This is a genomic window from Roseicyclus sp. (assembly GCF_965662675.1).
GTDB lineage: Bacteria > Pseudomonadota > Alphaproteobacteria > Rhodobacterales > Rhodobacteraceae > Roseicyclus.
The window spans coordinates 1-8,405 of the sequence record NZ_CBFIIK010000115.1 but is presented as its reverse complement, the minus strand read 5'-3'; the positions used below and the strand labels follow the sequence as shown (position 1 = coordinate 8,405).

The 8,405-nt window shown below is 62.8% G+C and carries 18 protein-coding genes and 2 pseudogenes; 10 read left to right on the top strand and 10 right to left on the bottom strand.

Annotation, left to right across the window (positions count from 1 at the left end):
• The 10 genes and pseudogenes from ACTG4J_RS13480 to ACTG4J_RS13435 form a co-directional block, all read right to left on the bottom strand.
• Nucleotides 1–459: pseudogene (locus ACTG4J_RS13480) on the bottom strand (hypothetical protein); the annotation flags it as partial.
• Nucleotides 460–546: 87 nt separating this feature from the next.
• Nucleotides 547–1,113 carry a hypothetical protein gene (locus ACTG4J_RS13475; protein ID WP_439140262.1) on the bottom strand — a complete coding sequence of 189 codons (567 nt, stop codon included), beginning with the start codon at nucleotides 1,111–1,113 and terminating at the stop codon, nucleotides 547–549.
• Nucleotides 1,114–1,134: 21 nt separating this feature from the next.
• On the bottom strand, nucleotides 1,135–1,821 hold the full coding sequence (locus ACTG4J_RS13470) for a hypothetical protein (RefSeq protein WP_439140261.1): 687 nt from the start codon (nucleotides 1,819–1,821) through the stop codon (nucleotides 1,135–1,137).
• Nucleotides 1,818–2,210, bottom strand: a complete 393-nt coding sequence (locus ACTG4J_RS13465; protein ID WP_439140260.1) for a DUF1064 domain-containing protein — start codon at nucleotides 2,208–2,210, stop codon at nucleotides 1,818–1,820. The genes ACTG4J_RS13470 and ACTG4J_RS13465 overlap by 4 nt, the downstream gene beginning before the upstream one ends.
• A 172-nt stretch (nucleotides 2,211–2,382) precedes the next feature.
• The gene (locus tag ACTG4J_RS13460) at nucleotides 2,383–2,769 is read right to left on the bottom strand and encodes a DUF2312 domain-containing protein (protein ID WP_439140259.1); all 387 of its coding nucleotides are present in this window, start codon (nucleotides 2,767–2,769) and stop codon (nucleotides 2,383–2,385) included.
• Nucleotide 2,770: 1 nt separating this feature from the next.
• The gene (locus ACTG4J_RS13455; protein ID WP_439140258.1) at nucleotides 2,771–2,968 is read right to left on the bottom strand and encodes a hypothetical protein; all 198 of its coding nucleotides are present in this window, start codon (nucleotides 2,966–2,968) and stop codon (nucleotides 2,771–2,773) included.
• On the bottom strand, nucleotides 2,965–3,261 hold the full coding sequence (locus ACTG4J_RS13450) for a hypothetical protein (protein WP_439140257.1): 297 nt from the start codon (nucleotides 3,259–3,261) through the stop codon (nucleotides 2,965–2,967). The genes ACTG4J_RS13455 and ACTG4J_RS13450 overlap by 4 nt, the downstream gene beginning before the upstream one ends.
• Nucleotides 3,234–4,142, bottom strand: coding sequence for a helix-turn-helix domain-containing protein (locus ACTG4J_RS13445; RefSeq protein ID WP_439140256.1), 909 nt, complete (start codon nucleotides 4,140–4,142; stop codon nucleotides 3,234–3,236). Before ACTG4J_RS13445 ends, ACTG4J_RS13450 begins: the two co-directional genes overlap by 28 nt.
• A gap of 205 nt (nucleotides 4,143–4,347) precedes the next feature.
• Nucleotides 4,348–5,187 carry a ParB N-terminal domain-containing protein gene (locus ACTG4J_RS13440; protein ID WP_439140255.1) on the bottom strand — a complete coding sequence of 280 codons (840 nt, stop codon included), beginning with the start codon at nucleotides 5,185–5,187 and terminating at the stop codon, nucleotides 4,348–4,350.
• Nucleotides 5,180–5,515: a hypothetical protein gene (locus ACTG4J_RS13435; protein WP_439140254.1), complete on the bottom strand. Its 336-nt coding sequence runs from the start codon at nucleotides 5,513–5,515 to the stop codon at nucleotides 5,180–5,182. Before ACTG4J_RS13435 ends, ACTG4J_RS13440 begins: the two co-directional genes overlap by 8 nt.
• Before the next feature lie 23 nt (nucleotides 5,516–5,538).
• On the opposite strand from ACTG4J_RS13435, the gene ACTG4J_RS13430 reads away from it, so the two are divergent.
• From ACTG4J_RS13430 to ACTG4J_RS13385, 10 genes and pseudogenes are all read left to right on the top strand, one after another.
• Nucleotides 5,539–5,886 (top strand): helix-turn-helix domain-containing protein, encoded by a 348-nt coding sequence (locus ACTG4J_RS13430; protein WP_439140253.1) that lies wholly within the window; start codon nucleotides 5,539–5,541, stop codon nucleotides 5,884–5,886.
• A 211-nt stretch (nucleotides 5,887–6,097) separates the two neighbouring features.
• Nucleotides 6,098–6,286: a hypothetical protein gene (locus tag ACTG4J_RS13425; protein ID WP_439140252.1), complete on the top strand. Its 189-nt coding sequence runs from the start codon at nucleotides 6,098–6,100 to the stop codon at nucleotides 6,284–6,286.
• 132 nt (nucleotides 6,287–6,418) lie between these two features.
• Nucleotides 6,419–6,763 carry a TSCPD domain-containing protein gene (locus ACTG4J_RS13420; RefSeq protein ID WP_439140251.1) on the top strand — a complete coding sequence of 115 codons (345 nt, stop codon included), beginning with the start codon at nucleotides 6,419–6,421 and terminating at the stop codon, nucleotides 6,761–6,763.
• Nucleotides 6,763–6,942, top strand: coding sequence for a hypothetical protein (locus ACTG4J_RS13415; RefSeq protein ID WP_439140250.1), 180 nt, complete (start codon nucleotides 6,763–6,765; stop codon nucleotides 6,940–6,942). Before ACTG4J_RS13420 ends, ACTG4J_RS13415 begins: the two co-directional genes overlap by 1 nt.
• On the top strand, nucleotides 6,942–7,124 hold the full coding sequence (locus ACTG4J_RS13410; RefSeq protein WP_439140249.1) for a hypothetical protein: 183 nt from the start codon (nucleotides 6,942–6,944) through the stop codon (nucleotides 7,122–7,124). The genes ACTG4J_RS13415 and ACTG4J_RS13410 overlap by 1 nt, the downstream gene beginning before the upstream one ends.
• Nucleotides 7,121–7,348 (top strand): hypothetical protein, encoded by a 228-nt coding sequence (locus ACTG4J_RS13405; RefSeq protein WP_439140248.1) that lies wholly within the window; start codon nucleotides 7,121–7,123, stop codon nucleotides 7,346–7,348. Before ACTG4J_RS13410 ends, ACTG4J_RS13405 begins: the two co-directional genes overlap by 4 nt.
• On the top strand, nucleotides 7,348–7,659 hold the full coding sequence (locus ACTG4J_RS13400) for a hypothetical protein (protein ID WP_439140247.1): 312 nt from the start codon (nucleotides 7,348–7,350) through the stop codon (nucleotides 7,657–7,659). Before ACTG4J_RS13405 ends, ACTG4J_RS13400 begins: the two co-directional genes overlap by 1 nt.
• 8 nt (nucleotides 7,660–7,667) lie before the next feature.
• Nucleotides 7,668–7,859, top strand: a complete 192-nt coding sequence (locus ACTG4J_RS13395) for a hypothetical protein (protein WP_439140246.1) — start codon at nucleotides 7,668–7,670, stop codon at nucleotides 7,857–7,859.
• Nucleotides 7,856–8,176, top strand: a complete 321-nt coding sequence (locus ACTG4J_RS13390; protein WP_439140245.1) for a helix-turn-helix domain-containing protein — start codon at nucleotides 7,856–7,858, stop codon at nucleotides 8,174–8,176. The genes ACTG4J_RS13395 and ACTG4J_RS13390 overlap by 4 nt, the downstream gene beginning before the upstream one ends.
• Nucleotides 8,169–8,405, top strand: a pseudogene (locus tag ACTG4J_RS13385) (hypothetical protein); the annotation flags it as partial. The gene ACTG4J_RS13390 and the pseudogene ACTG4J_RS13385, both read left to right, overlap by 8 nt.

Below are 8,405 nucleotides of genomic sequence, written 5' to 3'. Positions count from 1 at the left end.
CAGCAACACCACCGTGCCGTCGCGCCGGCGCTGCCAGATGCCACCGATGCCGCGCACCACGCCCGAAAACGTGTCGTCCCGCGCCAGCAGCCTGCGCACCCCACCGCGCGCGATGTTGCCGTACCGGTTCCTGCGCGCCGCAAACGGGATCACCAACGCCCGACCAGATGGCCGCCGCGTGCCGCCGTCCTCCTGCAGCTTCAGGTACTTTGCCTGCGCGTCCTTGATCAGCACTCGCGAGTAGAGCCGCCGCTTATTCGCCGGAAGCGCTGCCACGCCGCGCTGCGTGAATGGCGTCGGTCGATCGAATACGTTGGGCAGCTTCTTCTCGACCGCAGCCTTCGCGTCCTTGCCAGTCCTCGTCAAAGCGACCGCAGTCGCAAACGGCAGCTGGCTGCGCTGTTGGCGGCGCATCTGCCTGCGGAACTGCGCTATGTTCGACTTAACGCTGAGATGCATGGACCGGCCCAAAACGCAAGAAGCGCACCACTTGGGCGCGCTCCTCCGATAATCCGTAGAATGCATCTTTTTTTGTCCCGGTCAATCCTAAAGCCGCAACTCGTCTGCGACAGCATCAAGCCCAGAGCGGAGCAGCTCCACGCCGCGAGCGTATGCGCGCGCCTTGTAACCGAGGTTGTTTGGCCCTCGGTTGTCCAGAACGACACACTCAACGACGGCGCGAGACTCGGATGGCACATGCTTCATGAGGTCCGCAAACGCGCCAATCCGATCGACCATCATGGCCACCGTTTCATCCGGTCTCGGCGAGGTATCAACCTGCACCTTCTTGATCGCCGGCGCGCTGCACATCGTCCGCTCAAAAGCGATGCGCAGCGCCTGCGCCGCCTTGAACTGCCGCTCCGTCACCTTGCCAGTGTTTGCCCAAGACTCGATCAGATCAATCCGCCGCGCGCGCTTGACGCCGTTTGGATTCACCCAGACACCCTTGTCCGCATCCCAGATCCTCGCGTCTTCGATCACCTTACCGGCTCGCTGCGCCTCAGTGTCAGGCCCCATGTCCCACGACGGCTGCGCCAGCGACACCTGTGATGCCGGCTTGCCGTACTTGTTCGTCCCGTGCTTCAGGCGTGTTCTGCGTTTCTTCTTCGGCACGCCCTGCCCTCCCTTGCCTCGTCACAGCAGCGACCCCTGCCGATGGTCCTCACGGTCGAGCCAGCGGAACTCGCTCGGGCCCGACCACCCGCGCCGCCAGACAAACCAGGCGTTGCGCTGCGGCGGTGACCCTTGCCCGGTGAAATCGAGCTTCCAGCGAAGCAGGTAGCAGTAGGAGAATGGTTGCTCGTCCAGGAGCGCGCCGAGACCGTTCTGACGGGCCGCAGGCCAGTCCCACGACAGCAGGAGCGCGAGGTAGTCCCAGCCCGGCATGTCGAGCGTGTGGCGCAGCCAGCGGCCGTGTCCGTCGCGCGCGTTGATCTCGCAATAAGGCGGGTTAGTGATGATCGCGCGGGCGCGGCTCCGGAGGCAGGAATAGTAATCAGACTGCCAGCTATCGGGGCAGCCGCGGTCCACGATGTCGGAGGCGCAGCAAGGAAGGCCGGCAGCGCGGATCTCGCGCACCATGGCACCATCGCCGCAGGCGGGCTCCCAGACGCTGCCCAGGCCGCGTATGACGTCCCCATCGCGGGCCAGGAGCGCGCGGATCGCCTCGGGCTGCCCGGTCGGGTAGAAATCAAGGTCACGGCGTTCCTGGGCGCGCACAGGCGCGATGTGCTCAGGCAGATCAACCGGCAGGGATGCCGGCGCTATGTCCGGTCGCTTGCGCGTCGCCCTGAACAGGGATTTGGCCGACGGCGCGCTCATACCTCGATCACCTCGATGCCCATGGCCTGCGCCACCGCGCGCCGCACCTCGTAGTCCCGTGTCGGCAACCCTTTCGCGTCCTCATAGACCATAAGCCCTGTCGAGCGGTCGATGTAGGCAAAGTCCACGGTGATCCGCATCTGGCGCCCTGTGCGCGTCAGCAGCGGCCCAGCGCGGCCCTCAAGCTCGATGACAACCTGCCGCTGCAGATCGGCAATCTGCCCAGCGCGCTCCAACACGCGCAGTTCCTGGTACCGACGCGCCTCCTTCTTCGAGTCGAACGCGATGCCATCGACGGTCGTGCGCTGGGCGCCATACTTCTGACCTTTGCTCTGGGCTCGCAGGGTCTGCAGGTCAGCAGCACTCATCCGTTCCGTCACGACGCCCACCCTGCGCGCTGCTCGGCGCGCATGCGTTCGACCAAGGCATCCTGCACCCGCAAACGCAGCTTCGTGATGCCAGGCTGCCCGGCGCGCTTCTCTGCCAGCCGACACAGCCGCTCGTGACGTTCCCGGGCTTCCGCTGCGATCTCATCCCGTGTTTTCCGACGCCGCGCCATGATCACATGCCCAGCGCTGTGCGGTACATGTCAACCACGGCCTCGAGCTCCGCGCGCTTGTCCGGGTCCTCCCGACGCATCGCAATGATGCGGCGAAGGGCTTTCGTGTCGTACCCCAGGCTCTTTGCCTCGGCCATGACCTCCTTCTGATCGTCGGCGATGTCAGCCTTGTCCGCGGCCAAGCGTTCATACCGCTGCACCAGAGACCTCAGCTGGGTCGCGGTGACGCTGTATGCGTCGTTCAGCACCTTCTGGTCCGCCTCGGTGTTTTTCATCGGGGCTTTTCCTGAGAGCGCCTTTGTGGCTGCCTTCATGTCATCGAGCGAAAATGACGGGGTTTCCGTTCCGTCAGGCCCGATCAGGGTCATGTTGCGTTCGCTGGTGTCCATTTCAAACCTCCGTCTTGGTGGTCACGCGCTGGGCCTTTGGCAACGGCGCCAGCCGCGCAGCGGTGATGGTGATGATTTCCCTCTGAGAGTACGCGCGCCGGACACGCTGCTCCGCCTCCGCGCGCCCCCTGGCCTTTGCGACGTGCCGCACGACACCGATGCCCGCGACCGTCACCAGCACGGAATAGCGCAGCATCATGAGCGCCCCCTTTGCCGATGCGCCGCCAAATGCTCGGCCGCGAATTTCAGAGCGCGCGCGATGTCCCGTGCAACCGGATCGCTGGCAGGGCGATGCATCTGGGCGATGCGCGCGCCCTCGATCTCATCGAGGTCGAGGATCATGCGCTGCCGGGTCACGATCCCCGACCTCGCCGGGCGCGGCGCAGACAGGTCGCAATGGCCAGCGTGCAGGTTGACAACGACGCCGACCTCGCCGAACTCGGCCACGATGACGCCGGAGCCGTTCACAGCGTCACCCCAGCGGCTTTGCATTCGTCAGCGGTCACAAGCCCCCGCGCCACCAGGTCGCGCGCCGCGGCCGGCGACAGATGGCGCGCCACCCAACTCTGCCCGGCACGGATGGCTCGAGCCCGCTGAACCGCAACGGCGGTGAAGTCAGCCGCAGGTCGGCCGGGCTTGGGAAACCGCTCCCAGCCCTTCCGGTCCAGCCAGTTTTCGGAAAACGCGATGTACTGAGATTTGTTGCCGCGCTGCTCGTCGGCATAGGCCCGTGCCGCAGCGAGGATGTGCTCGGGGTCCGCGCCGGCCTCGATGGCAGATCGCAAACGCTCCTCGGTCAGCTCGACGTTGCCCATCCTCGGAAACGCCGCCGAAAACCGATCCCAGATTTCGTCGAAAAATTGTGTGTGTGGGTCGCCCTGCGACACACAAGGTTCTCTTACTGGTTCCCTTACGTGGTTAGTGTCGCAATTTGAGACACGGCTTTTGCCATTTTTGAGACACGGCTTTTGCGTTTTTTGAGACACGGCTCCCGTGTCGCAATTTGAGACACGGCTCTGGTCAATGTTCTCGTTTTGCCCCTGCTCGATCCGTGTCTCATTTTGAGACACGGCATGCTCGATCTGTGGTGGCGCATCGAAGTCGAGACCCAAAATGTAGAAAGTCGACAACTGGCGTTTTGTGACCGGATGCTGGCGAGGAACGCGCTGAATCAGGCCCATCGCCTCAAGCTCGTCCAGATGCCGGTTTACCGTCGCGCGACTCATGTTGCAGTCAAACGCAAGCGTGGCCTGTTCGGGATTGACCTGCTTGGTGTCCTTGTTGTGCCGATCGCAAAGCTGCAGAAGGACGATCCAAGGCCCCGGTTTGAGGTGGCGCTGATCGAGTGCCCAGTTGACCGCGCGATGGCTCATGACGCCCTCCGTGTCGTTGTTCGTGGCTGATCAAAGGCAGGCATTAACGGTACGCCGATCTCGCCCGGCGCGGCGCTGGTTCCCCTGCTTGCGGCGTGAATACCATGACCCCGGGCGCACCGGCTCTCAGCAGGGGCGATTTTGAGACAGGCCACGATACCCATCTGCAGACGTCGCCCGAAATTGTTTGCAGCGCCGAGCATTGTCACCTTCCCTCGGTCTTAAGCGTTTCTGACAACGCCTCGATCAGCGCCGCGCGCAGGATCGCGCCTTTCGGACGCCGCGTGGCGGCGGCCTGGGCGGCGGCGGTGTCAGCAACAGACAGCAAGTCCGTCTCCCGGCAAAACCGCGCCAGATCGATGCGGCGGAGAAACTGGATATTCGAGGCGACAGCCGCGAAAAACGCTTTGAGCAAAGCGCCCTCGTAGTAATCGCGCACACCCTCGTCGTCGGTCGCGCGGATAGCGGACAAGCACGCGGTGACAACCTCGCCCTCGCCCGCCTCGATGTGTCGCCGGATCAGCGTGACGGAATAAATCTCTCCTGGCTTCTTTGAGGCCGCACTGTTTGCGTATGGCATGAGGCGACACCCAGCGTCGGCCACCGCCGCGTCGGCTTCGACAGCCCAAGGCTCGCGCGCCGCGAGCGCTGCGCGAAAGACGTTGTGCGCACTCATGCGCGTCACAGCCGTGTTCATGGCCGCAAACGCGCGCGCCTGCTCAACCGCACCCATCTCGACCACCATCGCCGGGATTTCATCGTGACCAGCCAGATACGCGGCATGCGCGCGATGCTGCCCGTCGATCAAAGCAAACTGATTGCCGACCGGCGCGACGACGACAGGACCGAACATGGCCCAATCAAACGCAAGCGCGATACGCTCGATCTGGCGCCAGCCCTGCCGCAAAAGTGGCCGCTGATATGCATCGTTCACGACCAGGCCGGTGATCGGCACCCAGATCAGGTCCGGGCGATCCGCAGCCGATGCAATGTGCCGAACCCGGGACCCAATGTCGATCTTGCGAAGCCCTCGCGCGTCAGCCATCGCCGTCCGCCACGATTGTTTCCGAATTGAAAACAGTTTGTTTCGACGCCAGTGATTGCGACCGCTCGCGATCCAAGCACACTGGCTGCCCGCACGCGTTAAGCCGCACCAGCTCGTCGGCGGTAAGCGGAATCGACCGCCGACTGGCCGCCTCAAGAACGCCAAGCTGATAGCGTGAAGGAATGGAACCAGACTGAGCCCACTTGTGCACACGATCAACACTGACACCAAGGTCAGCCGCCAAAGCAGCCCGCGTCGGCCACGCCGCAAGAAGGTTGGATATGTCTCGATAAAGCATGCGACCAGCCATAATGGAGTTATTCTCCATTCGTCAAGAAGGAGATAAGTTCGATGGAAGAAAAATCCAAACGCAGCAATGCTAGCAGCATGAAAAGAATGCTGGACGCCCTGATTCCGATCGAGTCACGACCCGAAAATGTCGGGCCGCGCATAGCGGCGGCCCGCAAAGCCCTTGGATTGAGCAAAAGCGAACTAGCAGACGCACTGACCCTTGATCGAAGCAGCCTGACTAAAATCGAAAACGGGTCGATGGGTTTTGCGATCGCTAATGCCATAAAATTTGAGACTTTGTACGGGATCGGTATCCGATTCACGTACCGTCACGATTTTTCCGATTTGCCGGACGATCTGCGAGAGCCTGTGCGACAACATCTAGCAACACTGCTAGCCGCAAAATAGACAAGTTTGATAGGCAGCCGCGTAACCCGCGCCACTACCAGGACAAACGCATCAAAAGCACGGTATTTCACGTTCTTCTCCCAAGTTGTGGAACGACCTTTTACGCACGTCGCATCAGCATTATGGAGTTTTTCTCCAACATTTTCCTTGACGATGGAAAATAACTCCATTTAAGGTTACCTTCGACCGCATCGAGCGGCAAGGAGGAACCATGCTTGTACGAATTACCAAGGGCCCCAGCGCCATGACGTTGATGCCTGACGTGTTTCAAACACTGCTAAGTGCTGCCAGCGTGGGCCTGGCAGAGCTGCACAAACTAGAGGCGGAGCGCACGCCGGATGTCGCGCTCGCTGAGGCCAACGCAATGATGGCCGTTGAAGAAATGCAGGATTGGCCGTGACATGAGCATGGCATCGGCAAACAAGATTTCCGGTGGCGCTACCTCCTCCCTGCGTCGCCGGGAAGCTGGCGCGGGCGGTGCGGGTTTCGTTCCCAGTTGCCGCATCGTCCGCGCCTCGCCGGGGGAGCGCCCATGACACGCCAACAGCCGCCGAACCGCCGCCCAGCGCTGACGATCCCTCTCAAATGGCGCACTGAGCTTGCGACCCATGCATTCGACATCACGATCGGGCTCGACCCCGTGTCGGGCGATGCCATCGAGGTGTTCTATGCCGACGGCCAGCGCGGCGGGTCGCAGCTGCAACACGCGATACAGGACGCCTGCGTTCTGATCAGCCTGCTGCTGCAGCACGGGGTGCAAGCCCGCGACATCGCCAAGAGCCTGTCGACCATGCCCGTCCATGGATCGCCGGAATTCGCAACCGTCGTCGGCGTGATCGTCGGCGCGCTGCAACACCATGCACGGGAGAATGCCTGATGGCTGACATCATCGACATCGAAGCCGAACTGGTGCGCGAAACCAATCTCGCCCTTCTTCTCCGCGTGGATCCGGACCGTGAACCGGTCTGGGTCCCGAAATCAGCGGTCGAATACGACCGCACCGACAAGGTTGTCACGCTTCCCACGGCGATGGCCGAAGAAAAAGGCATGTTCTGATGGATGGCAACGGACCGATCGAGCAGCGCACACAGGACCAGAAGCTCGAAGACTTCCACCTGTGGTGCGACGACGACCAGGACACCAAGCCGACGGCCGCAGCGCTCGTCATAGCTGCGGTGTTTCTGGTCGTCATATCCGTCATCGCGGCAACAATCCTTGCGACAGGATCTTCCGCATGACCAGGCAAGACCTTTCCGCACAACGCAAGGACGAGATCGCCAAGTACCGCGCGATGCTGGCGGACGGGCCCGCCAATCTCGACCGCGACATCGTCCGCCGCAAGGGGCTACCACCTGCGCTGGCCATCATGCTGGCTTTTCAGATCGCGGCATCAACGCTGGCCTGGCTCATCCTGGCAGTCTGCGCGCTTGCAGCGCTCGTCAAGATCGCGGGGTGGCTGTGATGCATTGGCTCATGGCAATGACGCTCACCGCCGGCGGCGACACGCTGGAAATCCGCGACAGCGCTGACATCGCCGGTGCTGCCGAGGTCATGTATTCGAACGGGCGCGCCCAGAACAGCATGGGCGGCGTCTACGTGCTCCAGCACGGCGACCTGACTGTCCACGCGACGATCTACGTCAACGGGAAAGGCACCGACGCCGAGCGCGTGATCCTGACCGTGCCCGACGGATACACCGTACTGCCCGACCGCGAGGCGCTTGTCGAAGACGGCGACAGCGTCACGCTCACAATCCTGCCCGCAATGTTTTGAGGTTTCCCATGAACATCATCACCACAATCGCGCGCGTCGCCGCAATCGTGACGCTGATTGCCTGTGCGATCGCACCGGTCGCGTTTATCGTCATCATCGAGCACGGCTTGGTCGAGGCAATGTCCGACGTTGCTGCCGCCTTCGCCGGGCCCAACCAGTTCGGCGCCGACGGCATCGCGCATCTGACGGAGGCCAAATGATCGCGCCTGTGTTCAGCCCGGCCGCAGAGCCCTACCTGTCGCCAACCGTCGAGGAAGTCGCCGGCCGCGCCATGGCTGCCTGGGCGCGCGCTCGTGACCGACAGCGCCCAGCGCTGCCCAACAACAACCCACACCGCCGCGGCAACGCCGAGCCGGTCGACATCGAGCGCTTCCGCGAGCTGGTCGCGCAAGGCCTGACCGCCAGACAGATCGGCGCGCAGCTTGGCTGCTCAAAAGATTGGGTGTTTCGACTGGCCGCAAAATACGAGCTCAGCATTGGTCGCGCCAACCTCAAGCAGGACGTGCCGAATGCCTGAGCGCATCCAGCTCCGCAGGAACAAGGGCTGGCGTATGCCGGCTAACACGCGCGTGGTGACGAGGTCTACCATCTTCGGAAACCCGTGGGTGCCCGACTGCGAACACGCGTTCTGGTGGCCAACCAGCGATCGACGCCGGCGTTGGGCATCGACACACAGAATCCCGCTCGGGCGGATCACCGCGGCCGAGGCGGTCAATTTTTATGACGCGTGGCTGTATGGCTACGCG

Bases quoted from the DNA above. Each gene is read 5' to 3' on its own strand.
- ACTG4J_RS13470 (WP_439140261.1), bottom strand. From the start codon at position 1,821: ATGAGCGCGCCGTCGGCCAAATCCCTGTTCAGGGCGACGCGCAAGCGA.
- ACTG4J_RS13460 (WP_439140259.1), bottom strand. From the start codon at position 2,769: ATGGACACCAGCGAACGCAACATGACCCTGATCGGGCCTGACGGAACG.
- ACTG4J_RS13455 (WP_439140258.1), bottom strand. From the start codon at position 2,968: ATGATGCTGCGCTATTCCGTGCTGGTGACGGTCGCGGGCATCGGTGTC.
- ACTG4J_RS13450 (WP_439140257.1), bottom strand. From the start codon at position 3,261: ATGCAAAGCCGCTGGGGTGACGCTGTGAACGGCTCCGGCGTCATCGTG.
- ACTG4J_RS13445 (WP_439140256.1), bottom strand. From the start codon at position 4,142: ATGAGCCATCGCGCGGTCAACTGGGCACTCGATCAGCGCCACCTCAAA.
- ACTG4J_RS13440 (WP_439140255.1), bottom strand. From the start codon at position 5,187: ATGGCTGACGCGCGAGGGCTTCGCAAGATCGACATTGGGTCCCGGGTT.
- ACTG4J_RS13435 (WP_439140254.1), bottom strand. From the start codon at position 5,515: ATGGAGAATAACTCCATTATGGCTGGTCGCATGCTTTATCGAGACATA.
- ACTG4J_RS13430 (WP_439140253.1), top strand. From the start codon at position 5,539: ATGGAAGAAAAATCCAAACGCAGCAATGCTAGCAGCATGAAAAGAATG.
- ACTG4J_RS13425 (WP_439140252.1), top strand. From the start codon at position 6,098: ATGCTTGTACGAATTACCAAGGGCCCCAGCGCCATGACGTTGATGCCT.
- ACTG4J_RS13420 (WP_439140251.1), top strand. From the start codon at position 6,419: ATGACACGCCAACAGCCGCCGAACCGCCGCCCAGCGCTGACGATCCCT.
- ACTG4J_RS13415 (WP_439140250.1), top strand. From the start codon at position 6,763: ATGGCTGACATCATCGACATCGAAGCCGAACTGGTGCGCGAAACCAAT.
- ACTG4J_RS13410 (WP_439140249.1), top strand. From the start codon at position 6,942: ATGGATGGCAACGGACCGATCGAGCAGCGCACACAGGACCAGAAGCTC.
- ACTG4J_RS13405 (WP_439140248.1), top strand. From the start codon at position 7,121: ATGACCAGGCAAGACCTTTCCGCACAACGCAAGGACGAGATCGCCAAG.
- ACTG4J_RS13400 (WP_439140247.1), top strand. From the start codon at position 7,348: ATGCATTGGCTCATGGCAATGACGCTCACCGCCGGCGGCGACACGCTG.
- ACTG4J_RS13395 (WP_439140246.1), top strand. From the start codon at position 7,668: ATGAACATCATCACCACAATCGCGCGCGTCGCCGCAATCGTGACGCTG.
- ACTG4J_RS13390 (WP_439140245.1), top strand. From the start codon at position 7,856: ATGATCGCGCCTGTGTTCAGCCCGGCCGCAGAGCCCTACCTGTCGCCA.